Origin of the sequence: Marseilla massiliensis, from assembly GCF_016899955.1 — a bacterium.
Lineage (GTDB): Bacteria > Bacteroidota > Bacteroidia > Bacteroidales > Bacteroidaceae > Prevotella > Prevotella intestinigallinarum.
Window position 1 is genome coordinate 14,215 of sequence record NZ_JACJJL010000019.1, and the last position, 24,988, is coordinate 39,202.

Annotated in this window: 21 protein-coding genes; 7 read left to right on the forward strand and 14 right to left on the reverse strand. The window is 58.1% G+C overall.

Annotation, left to right across the window (positions count from 1 at the left end):
• The first annotated feature begins 64 nt into the window (after nucleotides 1-64).
• From H6B30_RS11100 to dnaB, 4 genes are all read left to right on the forward strand, one after another.
• Nucleotides 65-805: an ABC transporter ATP-binding protein gene (locus tag H6B30_RS11100; protein ID WP_205110597.1), complete on the forward strand. Its 741-nt coding sequence runs from the start codon at nucleotides 65-67 to the stop codon at nucleotides 803-805.
• Between the two features lie 97 nt (nucleotides 806-902).
• On the forward strand, nucleotides 903-3,455 hold the full coding sequence (gene feoB / locus H6B30_RS11105) for a ferrous iron transport protein B (RefSeq protein WP_205110599.1): 2,553 nt from the start codon (nucleotides 903-905) through the stop codon (nucleotides 3,453-3,455).
• A gap of 268 nt (nucleotides 3,456-3,723) precedes the next feature.
• Nucleotides 3,724-4,362 carry a nitroreductase family protein gene (locus H6B30_RS11110; protein WP_205110601.1) on the forward strand — a complete coding sequence of 213 codons (639 nt, stop codon included), beginning with the start codon at nucleotides 3,724-3,726 and terminating at the stop codon, nucleotides 4,360-4,362.
• Nucleotides 4,363-4,644: 282 nt separating this feature from the next.
• The gene (dnaB, locus tag H6B30_RS11115) at nucleotides 4,645-6,192 is read left to right on the forward strand and encodes a replicative DNA helicase (protein ID WP_205110603.1); all 1,548 of its coding nucleotides are present in this window, start codon (nucleotides 4,645-4,647) and stop codon (nucleotides 6,190-6,192) included.
• 503 nt (nucleotides 6,193-6,695) lie between these two features.
• Here dnaB and kbl read toward each other — a convergent pair.
• Complete coding sequence (gene kbl, locus H6B30_RS11120) at nucleotides 6,696-7,886, reverse strand: glycine C-acetyltransferase (RefSeq protein ID WP_205110605.1); 1,191 nt, start codon at nucleotides 7,884-7,886, stop codon at nucleotides 6,696-6,698.
• A 145-nt stretch (nucleotides 7,887-8,031) separates the two neighbouring features.
• Between kbl and H6B30_RS11125 the strand changes: the two genes are divergently transcribed.
• On the forward strand, nucleotides 8,032-9,036 hold the full coding sequence (locus H6B30_RS11125; RefSeq protein WP_205110607.1) for an NAD-dependent epimerase/dehydratase family protein: 1,005 nt from the start codon (nucleotides 8,032-8,034) through the stop codon (nucleotides 9,034-9,036).
• Between the two features lie 561 nt (nucleotides 9,037-9,597).
• On the opposite strand, the gene H6B30_RS11130 is transcribed toward H6B30_RS11125, so the two are convergent.
• The 6 genes from H6B30_RS11130 to dnaN are packed head-to-tail and all read right to left on the reverse strand — an operon-like array spanning nucleotide 9,598 to nucleotide 17,044.
• Nucleotides 9,598-11,271, reverse strand: a complete 1,674-nt coding sequence (locus H6B30_RS11130) for a trypsin-like peptidase domain-containing protein (protein ID WP_205110609.1) — start codon at nucleotides 11,269-11,271, stop codon at nucleotides 9,598-9,600.
• Nucleotides 11,268-12,926 (reverse strand): DNA repair protein RecN, encoded by a 1,659-nt coding sequence (recN, locus tag H6B30_RS11135; protein ID WP_205110611.1) that lies wholly within the window; start codon nucleotides 12,924-12,926, stop codon nucleotides 11,268-11,270. The genes H6B30_RS11130 and recN overlap by 4 nt, the downstream gene beginning before the upstream one ends.
• Before the next feature lie 3 nt (nucleotides 12,927-12,929).
• Entirely contained in the window at nucleotides 12,930-13,838 is a 909-nt protein-coding gene (porD, locus tag H6B30_RS11140; RefSeq protein ID WP_205110613.1) for a type IX secretion system protein PorD, read from the reverse strand.
• Between the two features lie 13 nt (nucleotides 13,839-13,851).
• Nucleotides 13,852-15,045, reverse strand: coding sequence for a bifunctional phosphopantothenoylcysteine decarboxylase/phosphopantothenate--cysteine ligase CoaBC (gene coaBC, locus H6B30_RS11145; RefSeq protein WP_205110615.1), 1,194 nt, complete (start codon nucleotides 15,043-15,045; stop codon nucleotides 13,852-13,854).
• 9 nt (nucleotides 15,046-15,054) lie between these two features.
• Nucleotides 15,055-15,909 (reverse strand): 3'-5' exonuclease, encoded by an 855-nt coding sequence (locus H6B30_RS11150; protein WP_205110617.1) that lies wholly within the window; start codon nucleotides 15,907-15,909, stop codon nucleotides 15,055-15,057.
• Between the two features lie 13 nt (nucleotides 15,910-15,922).
• Complete coding sequence (gene dnaN / locus H6B30_RS11155) at nucleotides 15,923-17,044, reverse strand: DNA polymerase III subunit beta (protein ID WP_205110619.1); 1,122 nt, start codon at nucleotides 17,042-17,044, stop codon at nucleotides 15,923-15,925.
• Nucleotides 17,045-17,215: 171 nt separating this feature from the next.
• On the opposite strand from dnaN, the gene H6B30_RS11160 reads away from it, so the two are divergent.
• Nucleotides 17,216-17,617, forward strand: a complete 402-nt coding sequence (locus H6B30_RS11160) for a DUF3127 domain-containing protein (protein ID WP_205110621.1) — start codon at nucleotides 17,216-17,218, stop codon at nucleotides 17,615-17,617.
• A 50-nt stretch (nucleotides 17,618-17,667) separates the two neighbouring features.
• On the forward strand, nucleotides 17,668-18,090 hold the full coding sequence (locus tag H6B30_RS16680) for a DUF3127 domain-containing protein (RefSeq protein WP_205110623.1): 423 nt from the start codon (nucleotides 17,668-17,670) through the stop codon (nucleotides 18,088-18,090).
• Nucleotides 18,091-18,783: 693 nt separating this feature from the next.
• Here the strand turns inward: H6B30_RS16680 and H6B30_RS11170 are convergent.
• From H6B30_RS11170 to H6B30_RS11200, 7 genes are all read right to left on the reverse strand, one after another.
• A complete protein-coding gene (locus H6B30_RS11170; RefSeq protein ID WP_205110625.1) occupies nucleotides 18,784-19,098 on the reverse strand; it encodes a nitrous oxide-stimulated promoter family protein in 315 nt (104 codons plus the stop codon).
• Nucleotides 19,095-19,493: a rhodanese-like domain-containing protein gene (locus tag H6B30_RS11175; protein WP_205110627.1), complete on the reverse strand. Its 399-nt coding sequence runs from the start codon at nucleotides 19,491-19,493 to the stop codon at nucleotides 19,095-19,097. The genes H6B30_RS11170 and H6B30_RS11175 overlap by 4 nt, the downstream gene beginning before the upstream one ends.
• Nucleotides 19,494-19,512: 19 nt before the next feature.
• A complete protein-coding gene (locus H6B30_RS11180) occupies nucleotides 19,513-19,710 on the reverse strand; it encodes a hypothetical protein (RefSeq protein WP_205110722.1) in 198 nt (65 codons plus the stop codon).
• Nucleotides 19,703-20,407 carry a sigma-70 family RNA polymerase sigma factor gene (locus H6B30_RS11185; protein ID WP_205110629.1) on the reverse strand — a complete coding sequence of 235 codons (705 nt, stop codon included), beginning with the start codon at nucleotides 20,405-20,407 and terminating at the stop codon, nucleotides 19,703-19,705. The genes H6B30_RS11180 and H6B30_RS11185 overlap by 8 nt, the downstream gene beginning before the upstream one ends.
• 292 nt (nucleotides 20,408-20,699) lie before the next feature.
• The gene (locus H6B30_RS11190) at nucleotides 20,700-22,640 is read right to left on the reverse strand and encodes an NAD(+) synthase (RefSeq protein WP_205110631.1); all 1,941 of its coding nucleotides are present in this window, start codon (nucleotides 22,638-22,640) and stop codon (nucleotides 20,700-20,702) included.
• A 7-nt stretch (nucleotides 22,641-22,647) separates the two neighbouring features.
• The gene (locus H6B30_RS11195) at nucleotides 22,648-23,727 is read right to left on the reverse strand and encodes a DUF2027 domain-containing protein (RefSeq protein ID WP_205110633.1); all 1,080 of its coding nucleotides are present in this window, start codon (nucleotides 23,725-23,727) and stop codon (nucleotides 22,648-22,650) included.
• A gap of 19 nt (nucleotides 23,728-23,746) precedes the next feature.
• On the reverse strand, nucleotides 23,747-24,961 hold the full coding sequence (locus H6B30_RS11200; RefSeq protein ID WP_205110635.1) for an S-adenosylmethionine:tRNA ribosyltransferase-isomerase: 1,215 nt from the start codon (nucleotides 24,959-24,961) through the stop codon (nucleotides 23,747-23,749).
• Between the last annotated feature and the right edge of the window lie 27 nt (nucleotides 24,962-24,988).

The following is a 24,988-nucleotide window of genomic DNA, read 5'->3' on the forward strand; positions in this document are numbered from 1 at the left end:
CCGCGGCGCGGCGCCCGCAAGGGCACCGGCAGCGCCAAAGGGCATGGCAAAAAACCATGGAACGATGATAAGCATAGCAAACCTTAAGAAGTCGTACGGACGGACCACGGCTTGCGACATTGAGTCATTGGACATTGCCGACGGCGAGATAGTGGGCATTGTGGGCAACAACGGTGCCGGCAAGACCACCCTGTTCAGGCTCATGCTCGACCTGGCCAAACCCGACACGGGGCACGTCACCACCACACCACCACCCCACCACCCGACGGCATGCGCCGCGCAAGGGCCTGTCGACGTGGCCGGCAGCGAGGAGTGGAAGCTGTTCACCGGGGCATACCTCAACGAGAGCTTCCTCATAGACTACCTTACGCCCGATGAATACTTTGCGTTCCTGGCAAAGATATCAGGGCTGGGCACCGACGAGATGAAGCGCAACCTGGAGCGCTTTGAGGCATTCGACGCCGGCGAGGTGCTCGGGCAACACAAGCTCATACGCGACCTGTCGGCCGGCAACCGACAGAAGGCGGGAATCATGGCCGCATTCGCCACATCGCCAAGCGTGGCCATACTCGACGAACCGTTCAACTATCTCGACCCGCAAAGCCAGAACAGGCTGAAGAGGGTGGTCGAAGAATACAACCGCGAGAAAGGCGCCACCATACTGATAAGCAGCCACAACCTTGCGCACACAATCAACATCAGCACGCGAATCATACTGCTCGAGCACGGACGCGTGATATCCGACATACCTAATAATGGTGACTCTGCGGCACGCGAGATTGAAAATTATTTCAGTGCCGACTGACAGCGATGGCCATTTATAGGTATTTTGGCAAAAATGGGGGGCTACCTTTCGTGTTTCTTGCCGCTAATTTGTAATTTTGCATCATATTAGCAGAAAAATGAGACTTTCAGAACTAAAGACAGGAGAATACGGAGTCATCGTCAAAGTCCTCGGACATGGCGGCTTCCGCAAGCGCATAGTAGAGATGGGGTTCATCAAGGGCAAGGTGGTAGAGGTGCTGCTCAACGCCCCGCTCCAGGATCCCGTGAAATACAAGATAATGGGATATGAGGTCTCGTTACGCCACAACGAGGCCGAGATGATAGAAATCATATCACCCGAAGAGGTCAAGCTACTTGAAAAAGAAAACTCAGAACCCGACTTCAACAAACCGGAGATATCCACCGAAAACGAGGGCGGTGCAACGCAGCTCACCGACAAGCAGCTGCACGATGCCGCCATGAAAAAACGCCGTACCATCAACGTGGCGCTGGTGGGCAACCCCAACTGCGGAAAGACGTCGCTGTTCAACTTTGCCTCGGGAGCCCACGAGCGCGTGGGCAACTACTCGGGCGTGACTGTGGATGCCAAGGAGGGCCACGCCGAGTTTGAGGGTTACACATTCAACCTGGTCGACCTGCCCGGCACATACTCGCTGTCGGCCTACAGCCCCGAGGAACTGTATGTTCGACGGCAGATAATAGACAAGACCCCCGACGTGGTAATCAACGTCATCGACTCGAGCAACCTTGAGCGCAACCTCTACCTCACCACGCAGCTCGTCGACATGAACCTGCGCATGGTTTGCGCGCTAAACATGTTCGACGAGTTTGAGGAGCGAGGCGACAAGCTCGACTACAACAAGCTCGGTCAGCTGTTCGGCGTGCCGATGATACCCACGGTGTTCAAGACGGGCAAAGGCGTCGACCTGCTCTTCCACATCATCATCAACATGTACGAGGGCGTCGACTTCATCGACAAGGACGGAAACATCAACCCCGAGGTGGCCGCCGAGATACAAAACTGGCACAAGCGGTATGAGGGCTCGCACGAAACCGACCACACGGAAGACTTCGCCCACGGCGCCAGGCCCAACAACAGCGTGTTCCGCCACGTACACCTCAACCACGGAAAGACGCTCGAAGAGAGCATCGAGGCCATAAAGCGCGAGGTGCAGAAAGACGAGCAGATACGCCACAAATACTCCACCCGCTACCTGGCCATCAAGCTGCTCGAGATGGACAAGGACACCGAGCAGGCCGTAGAGAGGCTGCCCAACGCAAAAGAAATAATGGAAGTGCGCGACCGCGAGGCGCGCAAGATACTCGAAGAGACCAAGGAAGACTCCGAGACGGCCATCATGGACGCCAAGTACGGACTGATACACGGTGCACTGCAAGAGGCCGGCTACGAGCCCGGCAACAAGCAGGACACATACCAGCTGACGCACTTCATCGACAAGATAATAACCAACAAGTATGCCGGCTTCCCCATCTTCTTCCTGCTGCTCTACGTGATGTTCGAGGTGACATTCACCTTGGGGCAGTATCCCATGGACTGGATTGAGGCCGGCGTGGGCATGATTGGCGAGTGGGTAAGCGCCACCCTGCCCGACGGGCCCCTCAAGGCCATGATTGCCGACGGCATCATAGGCGGCGTGGGGGCGGTCATTGTGTTCCTGCCGCAGATACTCATACTCTACTGCTTCATATCGTTCATGGAAGACTCGGGCTACATGGCGCGCGCCGCCTTCATCATGGACAAGCTGATGCACAAGATGGGGCTGCACGGCAAGTCGTTCATACCGCTCATCATGGGCTTCGGATGCAACGTGCCGGCCGTCATGGCCACACGCACCATCGAGAGCCGACGCTCGCGACTCATCACCATGCTCATACTGCCGATGATGAGCTGCTCGGCGCGGCTGCCCATCTACATAATGATCACCGGCACGTTTTTCGCCGTTAAATACCAAAGCCTCATCATGATATCGCTCTACGCCATAGGCATCGTCATGGCCGTGGTGGTGAGCCGGGTGCTCAGCCGGTGGCTCATAAGGGGCGAAGACACGCCCTTCGTGATGGAGCTGCCGCCCTACCGCTTTCCAACGGCCAAGGCCATTGGCCGCCACACATGGGAGAAAGGCAAGCAATATCTGAAGAAGATGGGAGGCATCATTCTCTTTGCAAGCATTGTGGTGTGGGCGCTGGGCTACTTCCCCCACGACGACAGCCTCAGCCAGCAGCAACAACAGGAACAAAGCTACATAGGGCGCATAGGCAAGGCCATAGAGCCAGCGTTCCGCGCCCAGGGCTTCGACTGGAAGCTCGACGTGGGCCTCGTGGCCGGCGTAGGGGCCAAGGAGATTGTGGCCTCGACAATGGGTGTGCTCTACAGCGGCGACGAGAGCGTGGCCGACGACACGGCCGACGACAACACGCCGAAGTATGCCAACCTGTACGACAAGATGACAGCCGACGGCATAACGCCGCTGATAGCCTTTGCCTACCTGACGTTTGTGCTGCTATACTTCCCATGCCTGGCCACCATTGCAGCCGTCAAGAGCGAAAGCGGCTCGTGGAAATGGGCTGCGTTCACAGCCGTCTACACCACCGCGCTGGCATGGATTGTGTCGGCACTGATATACCAGATAGGCCGCCTGTTCGTGTAGGCGCCCGACACCCCCCGCAGCAGGCCTCAGCCCGTGACAGCAACCACGGACCGAGGCCTGCAGGCTACATGGGCCGGGGCACACTGACGCCCCACTGCGCACCAATGCCAAAATTGCCTAACAAAAGCAAAAAAGGCTGCGCTTTTTCATGTTTTCAAAGTCATTTCCGTATCTTTGCAATATTCAAGCCGCACGCGGTAATGGTCAGGCCAGCTTGCATCAGGGCCGATTGCATTATCAGGCGGACTACATTTAAATCTACAAGAACATGAAAAAGAACAATCTCGCAGCCGTCATATTCTCCACCATCGTGGGGCTGACGGCATTCTCGGCCACATCGTGCGCGCAGGAGACCGTATTGCCCGCACCACAGAAAAGCACCACCGAAGGCTCGCTGAGCAAGGCACTGCAAGACCGCAAGTCGGTGCGCAAGTTCAGCGACAAGACGCTAACCGACCAGCAGCTGGCCGACTTGCTGTGGGCTGCCTGCGGGGTGAACAGGCCCGACGGCCACCTCACCGTGCCATCGGCACGCAACAAGCAAGACATAACTGTATATGTGGGCAAGGCCGACGGCACCTACCGCTACGACGCCAAGGGCAACAAGCTCGTGAAGATTGGCAACGGCGACCTCAGGGGCGAGGCAGCCAAGCGCAACGCCTTCATCAAGACGGCGCCCGTGGTGATAGTCATTGCCTCAGACACTTCGCTGCAAGGCGGCAACATGGCCATATGCGGCATCGACGCCGGCGCCGTGATGCAGAACGTCTACCTGCACTGCGCTGCCAACGGGCTGGCCACGGTGTGCTGCTATGCGGGCGACGACGTGACGGCCATGCAGAAGTTCCTCGGGATAAAGGCCGAGCTGAAACCGCTCATCTGCATGCCTGTCGGCATTGCCGAATAGGCCGTTTCATACTGCAAGACATGCCGTTCCACCCGCCGGGACAGTCCATTCGGGGCTCCCCGGCGGGTGGAGTCTTTTCAGAAAAAACTGCCTGCTGGGCAGCAGCAGGTCAACCAGCTTGTCTACATATCCTTCCAGACAAAAAGCCACCCCGGCATTGCCGTCACCACGGCGGCAAGCCAGCCTGCCGGCGAGGCAACCTGCCGCAGGTGTTTTTTAGGCACCTACGCTGGGCACATTGCGCGCTTTTTTGTACCTTTGCAGCCAAAACCGAAAAAAACAATGGCAGAACAAGACAACAACAGGCCGCGACGGCAACGAAAACCGGCGGCCGTCGACAATACCTACGGCCACCTGCAACCACAGGCCACCGACGTGGAGAAGGCTGTGCTCGGGGCACTAATGATTGACAAAGACGCCTACGCGGTGGTCTGCGAGATGCTCTACCCAGAGAGTTTCTATGAGCCGCGCAACCAGAAGGTGTATGCCGCCGTGCGCGACCTGAGCATGGCCGAGCGCCCGGTCGACGTGCTCACCGTCACCGAACAGCTGGCCAAGAACGGCGACCTCGACGAAGTGGGCGGCCCGGTATATGTGGCCGAGCTGAGCTCGCGCGTGGCCTCGTCGGCCAACATCGAGTATCACGCTCGCATCATCGCCCAGAAATACCTTGCCAGGCAGCTCATATCGTTTGCCAGCGTCATAGAGACCAAGGCCTTCGACGACACCACCGACATCGACGACCTGATGCAGGAGGCCGAGGGTTCGCTGTTTGAGCTCTCGCAGCGCAACATGAAGAAAGACTATACGCAGATAGACCCTGTGATAAAGAACGCTGTCGAGGTGATACAGAAAGCGGCCGCCAACAAGGACGGACTGACGGGCGTGCCCACCGGATACCACAAGCTGGACGACATAACCAGCGGATGGCAGGCCAGCGACCTTGTCATCATTGCCGGGCGCCCGGCCATGGGAAAGACGTCGTTCGCCCTGTCGATGGCCAAGAACATTGCCGCCGACTACAAGGTTCCGATGGCTTTCTTCTCGCTCGAAATGAGCAACGTGCAGCTCGTAAACCGACTGATATCCAACTGCTGCGAGATACAGGGAAGCAAAATACTAAACGGACAGCTGCAGCCCGACGAGTGGGACCGGCTCGACAAGCGCATGAACAACCTGATAGGAGCACCGCTCTATGTGGACGACACACCGGGCCTGTCGGTATTCGAGCTGCGAACAAAGGCCCGCCGACTGGTGCGCGAGCACGGAGTGAAGCTCATCATGATTGACTACCTGCAGCTGATGAACGCCAACGGCATGCGGTTCAGCAGCCGACAGGAAGAGGTTTCTACCATCTCGCGTTCGCTGAAAGGACTGGCCAAAGAGCTCGACATACCAATACTGGCACTGTCGCAGCTGAACCGTGGCGTGGAGTCGCGCGAGGGACTGGAGGGCAAGCGCCCGCAACTGAGCGACCTGCGCGAGTCGGGAGCCATCGAGCAAGACGCCGACATGGTGCTCTTCGTACACAGGCCGGAATACTATCACATCTACGAAGACGAAAACGGGCGCGACCTGCACGGCATGGCGCAAATCATCATAGCCAAGCACCGTAAGGGTGCCACGGGCGACGTGCTGCTCACATTCCGCGGAGAGTTCACACGATTCGAGAACCCTGAGGACACACGCCTGGGCAAGTCGACGCCGGCGGCCGGAGGCGAGATACTGGGGTCGCGCATCAACGGCGACCTCGGCCCTGCACCCGAACTGCCCAACGACTACGACCCGTTCGGCGGAATGCTGCCACCGGGCGAGGGACCGGCGTTCTGACATAAAAACGGGGCAGTTGCACGATGGGCACCACGGAACTCTCATCCTGCAACTGTCCTCATCACGGTGTATCGCTCTTTGGCCAAGACACACCGAAAGGGCCATTTACGCCGAATGGCCAAAAGAATTGACATGAACGAGCTAAACGACACCAACTGCCGGTGGCACGGGCCTTTCCCATTTATGCTTATTTGAAAGGGGAAACATCATAACATGACTATCAGCTATCCATCCGGCCATTTCATGAAACGAACCCAAAGCGAGCCAGCTGCCTTGAACCGCCTTGCGCCAACCGGAAACGACAACAACCTGTATGCTTTTTCCCCTACCCTGTCGACACGGCAAAATGCAGTTCCATCCTGTTGCCTGGCATACGGGCCTGCACATTTGGCCCAGCCATTGCGAGCAGGCGTCGTGGCGACAACAGGATGGAATGTATTGGGGATGTTGCCAACGTTTCAAACAAACCGGGCTGATGCAAGCCCGGTTTGCCTGAAGCGGAGTCACTTGATGACGTCAAGTTCCTTGCCTACCTTCACAAACGCAGCGATGGCCCTGTCAAGGTGCTCACGCTCGTGCCCGGCCGACAGCTGTACGCGGATGCGGGCCTGCCCCTTTGGAACGACAGGATAATAGAAACCTGTAACATAAATACCCTCGTCCTGCATCTTTGCAGCAAACTCCTGCGAGAGCTTTGCATCGTAAAGCATCACGGCGCAAATGGCACTCTGCGTAGGCTTTATGTCGAAGCCGGCGGCAATCATCTTGTCACGGAAATAGTTTACGTTCTCCACCAGCTTGTCGTGCAGCGCATTGCTTTCCTTGAGCATCTTGAACATCTCTATGCTCGCCCCCACTATGGCCGGGGCCACCGAGTTAGAGAACAGGTAGGGGCGCGAGCGCTGGCGCAGCATGTCAATTATTTCCTTCCTTCCTGTTGTGAATCCTCCCATGGCACCACCGAAAGCCTTGCCAAGGGTACCTGTAAAGATGTCTATCCGACCGTAGACATTGAACTGCTCAGCCACGCCACGGCCGGTCGGGCCTACCACGCCGGCAGAGTGCGACTCGTCAACCATTACCAACGCGTCGTATTTCTCGGCCAGGTCGCATATCTTGTCCATCGGCGCCACGTTGCCGTCCATTGAGAACACACCGTCTGTGGCAATGATGCGGAAGCGCTGGGCCTGGGCCTCCTGCAGGCAGCGCTCCAAGTCGGCCATGTCGGCATTGGCATAGCGATATCGCTTGGCCTTGCACAGACGCACGCCGTCGATTATTGAGGCATGGTTCAGCGAGTCGGAGATGATGGCGTCTTCCTCAGTAAAAAGAGGCTCGAACAATCCGCCGTTTGCATCGAAGCAGGCAGCATAAAGAATGGTGTCTTCCGTGTGGAAATAGTCGGAGACAGCCTCTTCGAGTTGTTTGTGCAAATCCTGTGTGCCACAAATGAACCGCACCGACGACATACCGTAGCCATGGCTGTCCATGGCCTGCTTTGCTGCATCAATCAGCCTCTTGTTGTCAGAAAGGCCCAAATAGTTGTTTGCGCAAAAGTTAAGCACACGCTCCCCGGCATTGACCTTGATGTCTGCACTCTGTGGAGTTGTTATCACACGCTCTCTTTTGTACAGGCCGGCAGCCTCTATGCCAGAGAGTTCATTAGCCAAAAAGTCTTGAAATTTACCGTACATACATGTAAGTTTTAGGATTCTTATGCAAAGGTCTCAATTTTTTTTGATATAACAAATAAAATCTCTTGAATATTCTCTGAAACAATTAAGAATAATGTACTATCTTTGTACATCTTAAAATTTAGATATAAAGAAACGACAAAGCATGAAAAATGTATTGATTATCGGTTCAACCGGCCAGATTGGTTCAGAGTTGACCATGAAATTGAGAGGGCTGTACAACGGCAACATCGTTGCCGGCTACATCCCGGGTGCAGAACCTACAGGTGAGCTGAAAGAGTCGGGTCCGAGCGCCATCGTAGATGTCACCAATGAGCAGCAGATTGCAGAAGCCGTTTCCAAGTACAAAATCGACACTATCTACAACCTGGCGGCATTACTGTCTGCCGTTGCCGAGTCAAAGCCGCAGATGGCTTGGAAGATTGGCATGGGCGGGCTGTTCAACGTTTTAGAGGTGGCACGCACGATGCACTGTGCGGTCTTCACCCCCAGTTCAATAGGCGTGTTTGGCGACGATACACCAAAAGACAAGACCCCGCAAGACACCATCCGCAACCCACGCACCATGTATGGCGTTACCAAGGTGTCGGGAGAGTTGCTGAGCGACTATTACCACAACCGCTTTGGGGTAGACACTCGCTCGGTTCGCTTCCCCGGACTTATCTCGTATGTGACGCCCCCGGGTGGCGGCACCACCGATTACGCCGTTGACATATATTATTCGGCAGTGAAAGGTGAGACGTTCAAGTGCCCCATTGCCGCAGGCACCTACATGGACATGATGTACATGCCCGACGCCCTGCGCGCCGCAATTGAGATAATGGAAGCCGACCCCGACAAATTTGTCCACCGCAACTCGTTCAACATTGCCTCCATGAGTTTCGAGCCAGATACCATATACAATAAAATAAAGGAGTATATACCTGAATTCAAAATGGTTTACGAGGTTGACCCGCTACGCCAGGCCATAGCCGAATCTTGGCCAAACTCACTGGATGACACTTGTGCACGCCAGGAGTGGGGCTGGAAACCCGAGTACGACTTGGACGCGATGACCAAAGACATGATTGAGAAACTGAGAATCCGCTTTGGCAAATCGGACGCGCCAAGCGCATGCAACCAGTGCCAGGAAAGTGTATTGACGCTATAGAAGCAGCCTTATCTACCAAGCCGACCTGAGTGTCTCTCCGATAGTGCCTGCCCGTTTGTTTCGCCACATAGGCAGCCATGCCACAAGGCAAACACACAAGCCGCCTAAGAAAAACAGCTCAAACCGGCCGCTGATAATACAAAGACAGCCTATAACTATATTCAAGACATATAAGGATACGGGATGGATGTGCATCACGTATCCTTTTCATTTGCCCGCAACAGGCAGTCAGAGTGCAAGCCGCATCATCCAATCCCCTGCAAATTGCCTGCAGTCTTTGCAGCAGGCATAGCGCCCTATGCAGCAACAACGCGGCAGAGTTGGCGCCGACGGGAGCGGGGAAAGAGTTTTGTGGCGAATGGAATGGATGCCATTACTGCATCGGGCAGCCCGACGGACAATTGTGGCCAGAATGTATGGATGAGGGGAAACATCATTATCAGAGAAAATGTAGCGAAATAGAACAGGCAAGACAGACATGCCCCGCAGGCAAAGCGCCGTATTGGCGCAAGCCTACGGGGCATGCCCTCCCGCCGCCGTCCCATTGCCGTGCGGGCGCCGTCAATTGGCATACTTGTCTATCAACTCCTGGGCCTGGGTGTCGCCCAAGTCCTTTGCCTTCTGCAGGTTCTGCCTTCCGGTGGCCTTGTCGCCCTTAAGGCACTGCGCCAGACCAAGAAACATGTAGCCCTCGCCGAGCTTAGGGTCGACGGCAATGCACTGCCCGGCCGTCTTTATGGCATCGTCGAACAGGTTGACACGTATCTCGAGCGACGCTTTCTCGCAATAGTAAAGCGTGTTCTTGGGGTCTTTGCCAATGGCTGTTGCCAAGTCGTTGAGGGCGGCCTGGTATATGTGCCCGTCTATTTCGGCCCTCGCCCGTATGTAGTAGAAGTTGGCGTTGACCTCGGTAGGCATCAGCTTCTCATACTCGTTGAAGTCGACCACTGCCTTGCGGTACTCCTTCATGCTGAGCAGTGCCTGCGCCCGGGCAAGGATGTAAGGCGCCGCCGACTTGAGGTAAGGCTTGCTGAAGGTGTTGACGGCGCTGTCGAGCAATGCCAGCATGGCTGTCGTATCGCTCATCATCTCCTTGCAGCGCGCCGCCGCGAAGTACGTTTCGGCATTGCGCATGTCGCCGCCCAGCAGCTCGGAGTATATGGAATATGCCTCGTCGTATCGTTTCTGGGCAAAGCGTATCTGCGCCTCCAACTGCCGGTACAGGCTCACCTTGTTTATATCGTAGGCTGCGCGGGCCTCGGCGGCAGCGGCGTCGAATGTCCACTTGTCGTAAGGCTTGGCATCAGCAAACATCAACTTCTGGTACATCAGCTTGGCATAGTTGAAGTGAGCGTCGTCTTTCTTGTCGGCCACCTTTATCGCCTGCTGCATGTCGGCATCGGCGGCGGCGTAGTCCTGCGCCCCCACCGACAGCTGCGCGCGCGAGATGTAGCCGTCGGCCGCGTTCGGAAACTTGGCAATGAAGTCGTTGACGGTGGCGGCGTATGCCGCGGAGTCGAGCACCGAGCCGGCCACATAGAGCGTAAGCACGGCCTGGTTGAGCTCGTCGGGCAACTCCTTCTTTATGGAAGTAGAGTTGAGCGTGGCGTCGTTTATGCTCAGCCCGTTGGTCTTCAGAGAGTTGGCGAAGGCCGCGCTGACGGCATAGTTGGTAGTGTCCTTGGCGTCTACCGGCTGCTGCATCAGTCCAATCACCTCGCCATTGGCGTTGAACAGCGGGCAGCTGACGGAATTCTCTATGCCCTTCATGCCGACGGTGTAGTAAGCATAAGAGCCCTGGAACGTCTCAATCTTGCTCACCCGGCCCTCGATGCAATCAGGCGACTTCTTCGTGCTGTATGGCAAGAGCCACACAGCGCTGCCCTCTGCGGCATTGGCTGCAGCTATGGCCAAGGGGGCGGTCGACTTAGCCTCGACCCTGAACTTGGCCACATCATACGTGCTGTTTGCCCCGATGATGCTCGCCACGGGCATCTCGTTGCCCTTCGTGTCGATGACTACAGCCCTCGCGGCCCCCTTGAAAGGCGCGAAGCTGCTCAGGGCCTCCCCCTGCTCGCCAACGAAAAACCCGTTGGAACTGGCAATAAGATTGCCGTCGGCATCGAATGTCTTGAGGGTGAACACAGCCTTTGCGGCCTTCTTCACCCAGCTCGGCTGGGCCTGTGCCGCACACAATGCGAGCGCGGCCATAATGCAAATAAGTGTACGTCTCATTTCCTAAGTAGTTCCTTTGCGTTGTTAATGGCGGCCTCCGACACGTCGCTTCCGCTCAGCATCTGTGCGATTTCCCTCACCCGGGCATCGCCGTCGAGCAGTATCATGCGGCTTGTCGTACCGCTGTCGGTCTCCTCCTTGTATACCTTATAGTGCGTCTGCCCCACTGCTGCAATCTGCGGCAGGTGGGTTATGCTTATCACCTGGCGGTCGCTGCGCCCCATCTGTTGCATTATCAGCGCCATCTTCTCGGCTATCTTGCCGCTGACACCGGTGTCAATCTCGTCGAAGATGATGGTGGGCAGCTTCACGGCCCCGCTTATCATAGCCTTCAGCGAGAGCATTACGCGGGCTATCTCGCCGCCCGACGCCACCTGCGACACAGGCTGCATGGGCGTGCTGCGGTTGGCGCTGAACAGGAAGGCCACACGATCGCACCCGTTGCGCGACGGTTGCTCGGCGTCGACGGCCACGCTGAAGCGCACGCTCGGCATGCCCAGCGGCACAAGCCTCTGCTGCATCTCGCCCTCAATGCGCCGTGCGGCGTCGGTGCGCAAGGCAGTGAGCCGCGCCCCACAGTCGAGGCAATGCTGCCGTGCGGCGTCAACCTTGGCCTGCAGTTCGGCCAGCGCCTCGTCGCTGTTGTCTATGTTGTCTATCTGTTCACGCAGCTCGTTGCGCCGCGCCAAGAGCCCCTCGACGCTTTCGCAGTGATATTTCTTCTCGAGGCTGTAGATGGTGTCAAGGCGGTCGTTGATGGCGTCGAGCTCGACAGGGTCGAAGTCTATGCTTTCAAGCAGGCGGCTTATCTCCTGCGACACATCCTTGAGCTCTATGTATGCGCTGTTGAGCCGCTCTGCCAGTTCGGCGGCCTGGGGCAGCATGCTTGCCACGGCCTCCATGGCACCGCCGGCCGAGCGCAGGTTGCCCACGGCCCCGGCGCCTTCGGCAGCCAGCATGTTGTCGGCCTCGTAGAGCGCGCTTTTTATTTCCTCCGAATGGCTCATGGTCGACGCTTTCTGCTCGAGCTCCTGCTGCTCGCCTTCCGCGAGCCTGGCCGAGTCGAGCTCGTCGTACTGGAACCTTATGAAGTCGGCGTTGGCCCTGTCGCGCTCTATCTTCTCATTAAGCTCGCCGAGGGCCTTCACCGAGTCGGTGTATTCCGAGAAAGCCTCGCGGTAAAGGGCCAGCTCAGCGGCGTCGTCGGCAATGATGTCCACCACCTCGAGCTGGAAGTCCTGCTTGCCGAGCAGCAGGTTCTGGTGCTGGCTGTGCACGTCGATGAGTCTCTCGCCCAGTTCCTTGAGCAGGGCCAGTGGCGCCGGGGTGTCGTTGATGAAAGCCCGGCTCTTGCCCGATGCGGCCAGCTCGCGCCTTACTATGCAGTCGTCGGGGTCGTACTCTATGTCGTTTTGGCTGAAAAACTCCTCCATGTCGTAGCGCGAGAGGTCGAAATGGGCCTCGATGACACACTTCGACGCCCCTGCCTTGATGGCCTTGGTGTCGGCCCGCTGACCGAGCAGCAGACCAATGGCACCGAGTATGATGCTCTTTCCGGCGCCCGTCTCGCCCGTAATGACCGAGAAGCCGGGGTTGAACCTTATGTCGAGCGTGTCGATGAGGGTGAAGTTCTTTATGATTAGTTGCTTAAGCATTGTTCATTCCTTGATTTTGTTCCACGAATTGCTTTGCGAGGCATTGATGCCGAAGAGAATGTTGTAAACGCTCTCTTTTTCCTTCTGCGTGCCTTTGCCCTTGTAAATGTTGGCCAGTTCGTCGCGCTTATAGTCGGTCCATATCTGCGGCAGCATGCTCAACGGCTTGTCTTCGTGAGCCTTCTTCAAGTCGTTTTCGAGCGCGGCTGTTATGTTGGTGCGCCCGCGCTCCACGTTCGAGGCCATCTCGTCGAGGCCCGTGCGGTAGTAGTCGTACTGCAGCTGGCGGAAAGGCTTCATGGCTTCGTCGAGGTAGTCGTTGATGATGGCAAACCTGTTCTTGCTGTCCTCAAACGATTTCCAGCCAGTAAACTCAAGGTTCTGCGCGTTGTTTACAAGGTTGAGGCACCTCTGCAACACGTCGGTGCCGCCCATGGGGGCAAAGCTGTCGAGGTTGATGCCTATTATCAGGTATGCGTAATAGGCGAAGAGGGCCGTCAGCTGGTTGTCGATGACATCCTCGTTGAAGTTGAGCTGGTCGAACTGAGCGAACTGAAAGTTGAAGTTTGCGTCCTGGTTGTTGTAGAGCGTCGAGTTGTACTGCGAGTTGTACACGGGGCGGTTGGCCTGTATCGTGGCCGTACACTCAAAGGTGTTGTTGGTCTTGTCGTACTTGTTTACCGTGATGTTGAAATTGCAGACAATGCGCTCGTTCTTCTGAAACTGCAGGTCTGTCCACTGCCTGTCGTTTACAAACTGCTCCAGCGTCTGCTGCAGGTTGTCGAAAACGCTGACGTCTGTCACTCCCACCTTGCTGTGGTTGATGTTTATCTTGGCCTGCAGCTCCTGCCCGTGCGAGGCCGTCACGATGAAAGCGGCCACAGCCGCAAGCAACAATCTCTTGGCGTCCATTGTATTTTTAGGTTTACATTATCTCGGCCAGCCTGCCTATGATGTCCTCGGCCACGCCCTCCTTGCTTTTCTTAGGGTATTCGGTCATCCCCTCGCGTGTCAGTATGCACACCTGGTTTTCGTCGGAGCGGAAGCACGTTCCCTTGTTGCGCAGCGAGTTGAGCACAATGAAATCGAGGTTCTTGCGCTCCAGCTTGCCCATGGCGTGGGCCTGTTCGTCGTCGGTCTCGAGCGCGAATCCCACGAGCCTCTGGCCTGGCTTTTTCATCCGCCCGAGCTCCGAGGCAATGTCGTGGGTGGGCTTGAGCCTCAGCACCAGGTCGCTGTCGCCGCGCTTTATCTTGCTGTCGGCCACGCTGTCGGGCCGGAAGTCGGCCACGGCGGCACAGAGTATGGCGGCGTCGCAGCCCCCAAACTCGCTCACGGCGGCCCTGTACATCTGGTCGCAGCTCTCAACGTCGATGCGCCTTATGCCCCTGCCCTCCTTCAGGGCCACCGGCCCTGCAATGAGAGTCACGTCGGCCCCGCGCCGGGCGCACTCGCCTGCAAGGGCAAACCCCATCTTGCCGCTGGAGTAATTGCCCACAAACCTCACCGGGTCTATGCGCTCGAAGGTAGGCCCGGCGGTTATCATGATGCGCTTGCCGGCCAATTGCCCGGTGTTGCCGCGGAAATAGTCGTCGACGGCCTTGACAATTGCCTCGGGCTCTTCCATGCGCCCCTTGCCTTCAAGGCCGCTGGCGAGATATCCGCTCTGCGGCTCAATGATGTGGTTGCCGTATGAGCGCAGCCTCTCGAGATTGGCCTGTGTTGAGGGGTGGGCATACATGTCGAGGTCCATGGCCGGGGCTATGAACACCGGGGCCTTCATCGACAGATACGTGGTTACCAGCATATTGTCGGCCACCCCGCCCGCCATCTTGCCCAGGGTCGATGCCGTGCACGGCGCGATGACCATGGCGTCGGCCCACAGCCCGAGCGCCACGTGGCTGTGCCATGTGCCGTCGCGTTGTGAGAAGAAGTCGCTGATGACGGGTTTCTGCGTCAGTGCCGACAGCGTGATCGGCGTTATGAACTCCTTGCCGGCAGGTGTTATCACCACCTGCACCTCGGCCCCGGCCTTCACCAGGGCGCGTATGATGTAGCAAGCCTTGTAGGCCGCTATCGAGCCGGTGATGCCCAGCACTATCTTTTTACCTTTCAGCATATTTCGTTGTCAGCCTAATTTGCTCTCGCGCAGACGTATGCGGGTGAGCACCTGTTTAGTGTTGTAAGTGAAGTCGCCCGAGAGTATCCAGCTGTAATAGCCGGGGTCGTAGCGCAACACCTGCGCCACGGGCTCTCCCTTGTGCTTGCCGAAGTTGAACACCTCCACCTGGCGGGGCTTGCCGTCGGGCCCTGTCACCACATTGCCTTGCGCGTCCTTCATGTCGGCCCAGACCACACGCCCGGCAAAGTCTACGTTGTTGTTCTGCCGCGAGAAGTCGGCCAGGAAGGCAACGTCGTTCTGCAACTGCCGCTCCGGGTCGGGCTCGGTCTCTGGACTGTACTTGTCGAGCTCGCCCATCAGCACCCTGTAGGTGGCCTCGGTGTCTTGGTCGGCCCTGTGTGCCTCGAAGTCGTCTTCCATTGCTCGCCCGCAGTAAAACTTGTATGCCGCTGCCAGGTTGCGCCTCTCCATCTTGTGGAATATGGTCTGGGCGTCTATGAGGTGGCACTTTGAGAAGTCGAAGTCGATGCCGGCGCGCAGGAACTCCTCTGCGAGCATGGGTATGTCAAAGTGGTTTGAGTTGAACCCGGCGAAGTCGCACCCGCGGAACTCCTCGCAGAGCCTGGCCGCAATCTCCTTGAACAACGGCTTTCCGGCCACGTCGGCATCGCTGATGCCCGTTAGCGCAGTCACTTCGGCCGGTATGGGCTTGCCGGGGTTCACTATCAGGTTGACGCGCTTCTCCTGCCCGTCGGGGCTCACCTTTATGTAAGACAGCTGTATGATCCGGTCTTTCACCAAATCCAGACCCGTGGTTTCGAGGTCGAACACCACGAGGGGCTTGTTAAGGTTTAGTCTCATCCTGCCAGCGTTGTTATTCGTTTAAAAGCATTGGCATAAGCAGCATGAGCACATCCTGGCCTTCGGGCTGCTCCGACGGCACCAAGACGCCCGACCGGCTCGGGTCGGCCAGCTGTATCACTATGTCCTGGCACTCAAAGTTGCTGAGCATGTCGATGAACGAAGAGCCGTTGAACCCGATGCTCATGGGCAGCCCGTTGTAGTCGCACGCCATCCTCTCGGTGGCTGTCTTCGAGAAGTCGTAGTCCTCGGCGTCGAGCTGCAGCACGCTGTTCTCTATGTGGAACCGCACAAGGTTGCTCGAGCTGGCAAAAGGCTGCACACGGCGCAGGGCGCTCAGCAGCGCCACCCTGTCAACGGTCAGGTGGTTGGGGTTGTTGAGCGGTATCACGGCGTTGTAGTTGGGGTAGCGGCCCTCGATGAGCCTGCAGATGATGATGCAGTCGTCGAAGGTTATCTCGGCGTTGCGCTCGTCAAATCTTATGGTCACTTCGCTCACGTCTTTGCCGAGCATGTTCTTGAGCAGCGTGGCCGGCTTCTTGGGCAGGATGAACGACGCGGGCACATCGCTGCTCACGGCGAACACCTTGTTGCGCACGAGCCGCTGGCTGTCGGTGGCCACTATCGACAGGCACTCGGGCGTGAGGTCGAAGTAAAGGCCGTTCATCACGGGGCGCAGCTCGCCCTGGGCCGTGGCGAAGATGGAGCGGTTGATGCAGTCGCCGAGCAGGTCGCTGCCTATGGTTATCGTGCTTGCGCCCTCGCCCACCTGCAATGCCTGCGGAAACTCGTCGGCGCTCTCAATAGACAGCGAGAACTGCCCGTTCTGGTAGACAATCTTGGCCAGGTTGCTGCTGCGGTCCACCTCGAATGTCAGAGGTTGCTCCGAAAAGCCTTTCACGGCCTCGAGCAGGTCATGGTTGCCAATGGCAAAGCTGCCGTCCTCGTCGCTCTCGTTGAGCTCCACCGACGTCTTTATCATGTTCTCGCTGTCTGATGCGGTCAGCTTCAGCGTGTTGCCCTCTACCTCGAACACGAAGTCTGACAGTATGGGCAATGAGTTCTTGCTGTTGATAACCCTCGACAGGGCAATGAGTTTGCTGCTTAGCGCAGTGCTCGACAAAGTAAATCTCATGTGTGCTTATTTCTTTAATTAGTTATCTATCCTTTGATTAAAATGTCTACAAAAATACAAAATAACAATGTGAAAAGCAAAATTATCGCACGAAAAGTTGCCCAATTTAAAACTATTTTTGTAATTTCGCAATCGCTTAAAAGCATTGTACAATAAAAACTACAGCAACTTATGGAATTCACCGGAAAAATAATCGCCGTCATGCCACCAAGGACCGGCACATCCAAAAGCACGGGCAACGAGTGGAAGGTGCAGGAGTATGTCATCGAGAGCCACGACCAGTATCCCAAGAAGATGTGCTTCGAGGTGTTCGGCACCGACAAGATAGCACAGTTCAACATACAGATGGGCGAAGAGCTCACCGTGTCGTTCGACATCGACGCGCGCCAGTGGCAAGACCGCTGGTTCAACAGTGTCAGGGTGTGGGCCGTCAACCGCAACGCCATGCAGCCGGCAGCAACGGCCGCCACCGACTTTGCCACTGCTGCCCCGTTCCCGCCGGCACAGCCCGGTGCTGCCTCCGACGACCCGTTCGCCGCCGGCTCAAACACCGACGACCTGCCGTTCAGCTGAACGGGCGGTGCAGCTCTACAACCGTTTAACAACAAACTCAACACACGCAAATGGATTTTACAGGAAAGATAATAGCCATACTCAACCCGAAGACGGGCACGTCGAAAAGCACGGGCAACGAGTGGAAGGCACAAGAATACGTAATCGAGAACCATGACCAATACCCCCGCAAGATGTGCTTCGAGGTATTTGGGGCCGACAAGATATCGCAGTTCAACATACAGATGGGCGAAGAGCTCACCGTGTCGTTCGACATCGACGCACGACAGTGGCGCGACCGATGGTTCAACAGCTTCAGGGCATGGGCCGTCAACCGAGTGGCACAGCAGCAGCCGACAGCAGCCATGGGCGCAGCCGCCGCAGGTGTGGCACAGGCACCGTTCCCGCCGGCACAGAATGCCGCAGTCGGCGACGACCCGTTTGCATCCGACTCGGCAGCCGGCGACACCAGCGCCGACGACCTGCCCTTCTGACGCCCTGCAACGACAAACAAGCAGACGCGATGCGCAACAGGTGCGCCTGCCGTGGACAGTTCCGCGGAGGGCGCACCTGTTGCGTCATGGCAGCTGCCAAGCAAACACTGCCTTGGCAATGGCCCCGGCACGCGGCGGAAAACGGATTTGTCGTAAAAAATGCATGGCTCGGCGCACCTAAATGCAACGCCGGGCCTCACGCCCACACGGCACGGGCCGAAACAAAGGCCAGGAAGGGCCATGCGGCAGGGCGGAACAGGCCGTACTGCGCTGCAAAACGGCAGCACACATGCAACCTCACGTTTTTGTGTATAATGGAAAGGGAGGTAGAGGAGTTAGAAGGAGTTACAAGGAGTTAGAGGACAATAGCATTGACTATCTCTTCCTGTAACACAATAGCATTGGCTATCTCTTCCTGCAACACAATAGCATTGACTATCTCTTTCTGCAACACTTCCCCATGCCCCAAGGGTTCCCTTGCTCACAAAACTATTGTCTGTACTCCGAGCAAAGAATTAAGAATTAAGAAAGGGCTGCGCGATGATAGTCTATGCTATCGTCCTCTAACTCCTTGTAACTCCTTCTACCTCCCTCCAACTCCATTACAAACAAAAACTATTGTCTGTACTCCTGAACTCCTGTACTCCTGAACTCCTAAAATGCCCCCATGTTTATTGGGTGCCCGCTTGCGCCTCAGCGCGACAGCAGGTGGCGCAACGCCTCCAACGGGGCGTAGATGAGCATGCGCGGCCCGGCCCACCGCATGATTCGGCGTATCTGCGTGCGCCTGGCCGGCGAGTAACAGTGTACGGGGCAGTTCTTGCAAGCCGGCTTGCCCTCGCCAAAGCGGCAGCGCTCGAGCCTGCGCATGGCGTAGTCGGCCAGTTCGGCATACTCGCCTACTATGCCGGGCAACCCCAGCTTGCGGCGACAATACAGCTCAATCATGCGGCGCACGGTGGCCTTGTCGCGCTCTATGCGGCTGCGCCCACCGGATTGGAGCCTCATTTCACCACGGGGCGCGCTGCCTTCTGCCACGCCATGATGCCACCGTCGAGGTTTACCACCCGGTAGCCCGATGCAGCCAGCCTGCGCGCGGCGTCGGCACTGCGCCTGCCACTGCGGCAATACACTGCCACCACGCGGCTGCGGTCGAGCCTGGCAGTGGCCACGCTGTCAAAGCCGGCAGACTTTACGTCGATGAGCATCGCCCCGGGCAGATGGCCCTCTGAATACTCGGCATCGGTGCGCACGTCGACAAGCTGAACGCCCGACGAGTCGGCCAGGGCCGCAAAACCGTCGACGCCCACCGTAGAGAACGGCTCGCGCGACGACTGCCCGTGAAGCACTGCGGCAAAGGCAACAACGGCCAGCACCACAATGCATACAAACAATTTATTCATAACATAATGATTTGAAAGGTCATAAATCTTCGGCCTCGATATATCCCTTGGTGAACATATCGTAGCTCATGGCTTCGAGCTCTTTGAGCGTCATGCCCTCAACGCAACGCTCGATGACACGTATCAGGTGGTCGCGCCTGTAACTGTCGGTCTCGCTCACGCGCCCGCTTCCTGAGGCCATGGCGCCCTGTCGGCGCTTGGGTGAATTACTATCCATGGGGGGCCTTCAGTTGCTTCGACAGTTTTCTCACGGCCTTGTCGCGTATCTGGCGCACACGCTCGCGCTTCAGCCCCATCTCGGCAGCGGCCTCGGCCATGGTGAGCCGCTCGCAGCCTATGCCGAAGACGGCGGCCACCACCCTGCGCTCGCGCTCGTCGAGCACGCCGAGGGCATCGGCCAAAAGGCTGCCGTGCGGACTGTCGTCAAACATGGCGTCGGCCTCCGGGGCGTTGGGATTGACCAGCAGGCTGAGCAGGTTGATGTTTTCCCTGCCGCCAAGCGGGGCGTCGACCGACAGCGCACGGCTGCGGCGCTTCTCGGCTGCGGTGGCCTCGCCACGCGGCACACGGTAGAGCGCGCCCTGCGACTCTACGGCCTGCTCCATGGCACGGCGCACCATCGGCACGGCATACGACACGAAACGGCTGCGCGAAGCGTCAAACCTGGCGGCCGCATTCATCAGGGCAATGTTGCCCTCGCTCACGAGGTCTTCAACCTCGACCCCGCGCCCGCGGTACTTGTTGGCCATTGAAATGACGAAACGCAGGTTGGCCGTGACGAGCTTCTCGGCGGCCTTGCCGTCGCCCCGGGCTATGCGCCCGGCCAGCTCGCGCTCCTCGTCGGCCGTGAGCACCTGCTCGCGGCATATCTCCTCGATATACCTGTCGAGTGAATTTCTGTCGTTATCTTGCATAGTTTTTTCTTGGTTTACCTGTGGGTGCCACCCTTGCAACGCCGGGGGCGCCCGCAACACGGGAGTAAAGTTAATGGTTTTTACTGTAACACGGAGCCATGCTGAGTAAAAAACGGCATTGCTTTAAGTCTTTTTAACCCATTATTCCATCATATCCATATCCCGCCTGACCCTGTTGCCGGGCAGGCAGGCAACACATACGGCCACAACGGAAGCCGCCGCACGGCCTGCACGACAAACGTGGTGCAGGCCGCACGGCGGCAAAAGCAAAACATGTGACCATCCTACCGGCCTACAGCTCGGAGCACTCTTTGAGCCAAATGTCGGCCGAAGCGTCGCTGGCCATGCGCCAGTCGCCGCGCGGACTGAGGCTCACGCTGCCCACCTTTGGCCCGTCGGGCAGGCAGGAGCGCTTGAACTGCTGGCTGAAGAACCTCCTGAAAAAAGTAGTGAGCCAGTAGCGTATGGTCTCGTCGTCAAAGTGGCCTGCCTCGGGGTGCGAGCCGTTGAAGGCGCGGCGGGCCAGCATGTAAATCTTGGCCGGGCGGAAGCCGAAGCGCACGAAATAGTAGAGGAAGAAGTCGTGGAGCTCGTAGGGGCCCACCAGGCTCTCGGTCTTCTGGCTTATGTTGCCCTGCTCGTCGGCCGGTATCAGCTCCGGGCTGATGGGCGTGTCGATGATGTCGAGCAAGGTGTCGCGCGACGTCCCGTCGACCTCCGTCATGGCTATGTGCTTCACGAGGTGGCGTATGAGCGTCTTCGGTACCCCGGCGTTGACGCCGTACATAGATATGTGGTCGCCGTTGTATGTGGCCCACCCAAGGGCGAGCTCGCTGAGGTCGCCCGTGCCGACGACGAATCCGCCCAGTTCGTTGGCCAGGTCCATCAGTATCTGTGTGCGCTCGCGCGCCTGGCTGTTCTCGTAGGTCACGTCGTGAACGCCCATGTCGTGGCCTATGTCCATGAAATGCCGCTCCACACTGGCCTTGATGCTTATCTCGCGCGACGACACGCCCAGCGACTGCATGAGCGCCACGGCATTGTCGTGGGTGCGGTCGGTGGTGCCGAAGCCGGGCATGGTAACGCCGACGATGCCGCGTCGGTCTATCTTCAGCCTGTCGAAGGCCCTAACGCATACGAGCAGGGCGAGCGTGGAGTCGAGCCCGCCGCTGATGCCCACCACCACCTGGCGGCACTTGGTGTGGGCCAGTCGCTGGGCGAGGCCCAGCGTCTGTATGTCGAGCACCTCGTTGAGGGCTGCCTCGCTGTCGCTGCCCTGCGGCACAAAGGGCCACGGTTCGACGTCGCGCAACAGCATGAAGTCGCGGGCCTCAACGGGCTTGGCCTGCACCACCGTGGCACCGGCCGTACGCGAGGCGTTGACAAACGTGGTGTTGGAGCGGCGCTCGGAGCGCAGCCTGTCTACATCGACCTGCGCCACCAGCAACTGGGGCTCGAGCGAGAAGCGGTCGCCCTCGCACAGCAGGGCTCCGTTTTCATAGACAAGGGCATTGCCCCCGTAGACCACGTCTTGCGTGCTCTCGCCGAAACCGCTGCCTGCATACACATAGCCGCTGATGGTGCGGGCGCTCTGCTGTGCCAGCAGCGACTTGAGGTAGGCGTGCTTGCCTATCAGCTCGTTGCTGGCCGAGAGGTTGAACACGATGTCGGCTCCGGCCAGTGCGAGGTTGTTGCTCGGCGGAACGGGTGCCCACACGTCTTCGCAAATCTCGATGCCAAACCTTGTGCCGTCGACGGTGACAAACACTTTTGGGTCGGGCGACAGCACAACCGAACTGCCGGCAAGGTAAATCTCGGTGGGGCGCAGGTCGCGCGACGAGGCAAACCAGCGCTTCTCGTAGAACTCGTTGTAGTTGGGCAGATATGTCTTGGGCACTATGCCGAGCAGGCACCCCTTCTGCACCACAGCGGCGCAGTTGAGCAGCAGTCCGCCCACGGCCACCGGAAGGCCCACAATGGATATGACGTCGAGCTTGCGGGTGAAGTCGAGCAACTGCAGCAGGGCTTCCTCGGCCTTGTCGACGAGGAGCTGCGAGCGGAACAAATCTTGGCAGGTGTAGCCCGTGAGGCTGAGCTCGGGAAAGCACAGCACCTCGACGCCCATGCCCTCGGCGCGGGCTATCTGGCACTCTATGGCGCGCAGGTTGAAGTCGGTGTCGGCCACGCGCACCGATGGCACGGCAGCGGCCACTGTAACGAAACCATGTCTCATGATGCCATCACTTTATTGTAACCTGTGTGGCCCCGTAGCCATACTCCTGAAACGAGGCGTCCTGATACTGGCAGCTCTTGAAGCGGTAGCGCAGTTCGTTGACCAAGGCGTGGCGCAACACGCCCTCGCCCTTGCCGTGGATGAACACAATCTTCTTTCCCTTCTGCTTCTCATACTGCCTGATGGTGTTGCGGAATGTCTCCAGCTGATAGTTCAGTATGTCGGCGGCCGACATGCCAGCAGTGGTCTCAAGCAGTTCGCCGGCATGCAGGTCGACCACGAGCGGATCGTCCTTGCCGTCGGCCCCGGCATGCTTTGGCTGCGGACGGGATGGCTGCGAGTCGGCAGCCGCCTTGCCCATCATCTCCTGCTTGAGGCGCTTGGCGTCGATCACCAGCGGGCGCGCGGGCTTGTCGTTTTCAATGATGGCAAGCACGAGCGCCGGCTGCTCGAAGAAATCGTTCTCGCAGAAAGTGTGCAGCTTATAGAACTTTACCGGGTCGATGCGCAGCTGCACGTCGACCGCCGGCTTCATCAGAAACGGTTTGTCGCGCTTGTAGGCCACCAGCTGTACGCAAACGCGCTCCATGGTGCCCAGCTCATCGCGGCCAAACTCCTCTATGAACAGCTTGGTGTTGGGTTCCACCTCGCCCGTTGAGCGCAACTGCCACCCGGCGCCTTCGGCCACAGAGTAGACGTAGTGCATGTAGTAATTGCTGTCGTTGACGAAATATGTCTCGAAACGCGACGACGTGATGGCCTTCACGTCGACAGGCACGAAGGCCAGGTAGGCACTGAGCATGTCGCCACCCTTGCGCTCCTCGGCGGGGGCCTTGAAGGTGACGGGCCTGTCGGCCGGGTCGTAATCGCTGTCGTCGTCGGCCACGGTGGCAGCCGGCTTCATCTTGTTCTCAACGATGCGGCGCGTGCTGTAGTCATCGTCGTCGACCACAACCACGTCGGCCACGGCAGTGGGTATCTGGAAGCCGTCTTCGTCTTCGACCAAGACGACGTCCTTGCCTTGGAAACCGGCGACACGCCCGCCGCCGACTTCGCTCAAAAAGCGTACTTTGTCTCCTATCTTCATAAATCTGTTCTTTATCGTGTCAGGGTATAAGCAGTGAACTGTCGCCATAGCTCAGGAACCTGAAGTCGTGGGCCAGAGCATAGTCGTAGATGCGCCTCCAGTCGCCGTTGACAAATGCACTGACAAGCAACAGCAGCGTGCTCTGCGGCTGGTGGAAATTGGTGACGAGCATCTTCACTATCTTGTATTTGTAGCCCGGGGCAATTATTATCTGCGTGCTCGAGTGCAGCGAACCCAGCCCGTGGCGGTCGAGAAACCTGAGTATGTGGCCCAGCGCCTCGACAGGTGTCAGGGCCGCGTCGGTCTCATAGGGCTCCCACTGGCCCACGTGCAGCTGCTCCTCGCCCAGGTCGGGGTTTGCGGCCAGCTTCAGCCCCATGTAGTAGAGGCTCTCGAGCGTGCGCACGCTGGTGGTGCCCACGGCAATGGCCTGCGCCCCGTGGGCAATGAGCCGCTCTATGGTGTGGCGGTGGACGCATATATATTCGGTGTGCATCTCGTGGCCCTCGATTTCGGCGCTCTTCACAGGCTTGAACGTGCCGGCGCCCACATGCAGCGTGAGCTCCTCGCGCTCGATGCCTCGCTCGTCGATGGCCTTGAGCACCCTGTCGGTGAAGTGCAGCCCCGCCGTCGGCGCAGCCACGCTGCCCTTTATCTTCGAGTACACCGTCTGGTAGGTGGTCTTGTCGCTCTCTTCGGTCTTGCGGTTGAGGTATGGCGGTATGGGCAGCTCGCCCACGGCATCGAGAATGTCGGCAAAGGTCACCTCGGGGCAATCCCAGCTGAAGTCAATGCGGTGGCTGGTGTGGTGCTCGGGGCCACGCTCCACGCTCAGGGTCACGTTGTGCCCCCTGACGGTGAAGCTGCGGCTGAGCCGGCCCTCCTTCCATTTCTTGAGGTTGCCCACAAGGCACAGCCACGAGCAACAGCCCGTGGCCTGGAACATCTGCTCATAGTCGGCCGGGGCCGCTGGCTCGAGCAGGAAGACCTCGATGAGCGCACCCGTGTCCTTGCGGAAATGTATGCGGGCCTGAATCACCTTGGTGTTGTTGAAAACCATCAATGCCCCTGCGGGCAGATGTGAGGGGAGGTTGCAGAAAATGTCGTCGCCTATGCTCCCGTGGTCGTAGACGAGCAGTTTAGAGTGGTCGCGCTCGGCCAACGGGAACTTTGCAATGCGCCCGTCGGGCAGCGGATAGTCGTAATCGCTTATGCGTATGTGTTTTGTATCCATGTTGTTTGTCAATTAATGATGGCCGCG

Bases quoted from the DNA above. Each gene is read 5' to 3' on its own strand.
- H6B30_RS11100 (WP_205110597.1), top strand. From the start codon at position 65: ATGATAAGCATAGCAAACCTTAAGAAGTCGTACGGACGGACCACGGCT.
- feoB (WP_205110599.1), top strand. From the start codon at position 903: ATGAGACTTTCAGAACTAAAGACAGGAGAATACGGAGTCATCGTCAAA.
- H6B30_RS11110 (WP_205110601.1), top strand. From the start codon at position 3,724: ATGAAAAAGAACAATCTCGCAGCCGTCATATTCTCCACCATCGTGGGG.
- dnaB (WP_205110603.1), top strand. From the start codon at position 4,645: ATGGCAGAACAAGACAACAACAGGCCGCGACGGCAACGAAAACCGGCG.
- kbl (WP_205110605.1), bottom strand. From the start codon at position 7,886: ATGTACGGTAAATTTCAAGACTTTTTGGCTAATGAACTCTCTGGCATA.
- H6B30_RS11125 (WP_205110607.1), top strand. From the start codon at position 8,032: ATGAAAAATGTATTGATTATCGGTTCAACCGGCCAGATTGGTTCAGAG.
- H6B30_RS11130 (WP_205110609.1), bottom strand. From the start codon at position 11,271: ATGAGACGTACACTTATTTGCATTATGGCCGCGCTCGCATTGTGTGCG.
- recN (WP_205110611.1), bottom strand. From the start codon at position 12,926: ATGCTTAAGCAACTAATCATAAAGAACTTCACCCTCATCGACACGCTC.
- porD (WP_205110613.1), bottom strand. From the start codon at position 13,838: ATGGACGCCAAGAGATTGTTGCTTGCGGCTGTGGCCGCTTTCATCGTG.
- coaBC (WP_205110615.1), bottom strand. From the start codon at position 15,045: ATGCTGAAAGGTAAAAAGATAGTGCTGGGCATCACCGGCTCGATAGCG.
- H6B30_RS11150 (WP_205110617.1), bottom strand. From the start codon at position 15,909: ATGAGACTAAACCTTAACAAGCCCCTCGTGGTGTTCGACCTCGAAACC.
- dnaN (WP_205110619.1), bottom strand. From the start codon at position 17,044: ATGAGATTTACTTTGTCGAGCACTGCGCTAAGCAGCAAACTCATTGCC.
- H6B30_RS11160 (WP_205110621.1), top strand. From the start codon at position 17,216: ATGGAATTCACCGGAAAAATAATCGCCGTCATGCCACCAAGGACCGGC.
- H6B30_RS16680 (WP_205110623.1), top strand. From the start codon at position 17,668: ATGGATTTTACAGGAAAGATAATAGCCATACTCAACCCGAAGACGGGC.
- H6B30_RS11170 (WP_205110625.1), bottom strand. From the start codon at position 19,098: ATGAGGCTCCAATCCGGTGGGCGCAGCCGCATAGAGCGCGACAAGGCC.
- H6B30_RS11175 (WP_205110627.1), bottom strand. From the start codon at position 19,493: ATGAATAAATTGTTTGTATGCATTGTGGTGCTGGCCGTTGTTGCCTTT.
- H6B30_RS11180 (WP_205110722.1), bottom strand. From the start codon at position 19,710: ATGGATAGTAATTCACCCAAGCGCCGACAGGGCGCCATGGCCTCAGGA.
- H6B30_RS11185 (WP_205110629.1), bottom strand. From the start codon at position 20,407: ATGCAAGATAACGACAGAAATTCACTCGACAGGTATATCGAGGAGATA.
- H6B30_RS11190 (WP_205110631.1), bottom strand. From the start codon at position 22,640: ATGAGACATGGTTTCGTTACAGTGGCCGCTGCCGTGCCATCGGTGCGC.
- H6B30_RS11195 (WP_205110633.1), bottom strand. From the start codon at position 23,727: ATGAAGATAGGAGACAAAGTACGCTTTTTGAGCGAAGTCGGCGGCGGG.
- H6B30_RS11200 (WP_205110635.1), bottom strand. From the start codon at position 24,961: ATGGATACAAAACACATACGCATAAGCGATTACGACTATCCGCTGCCC.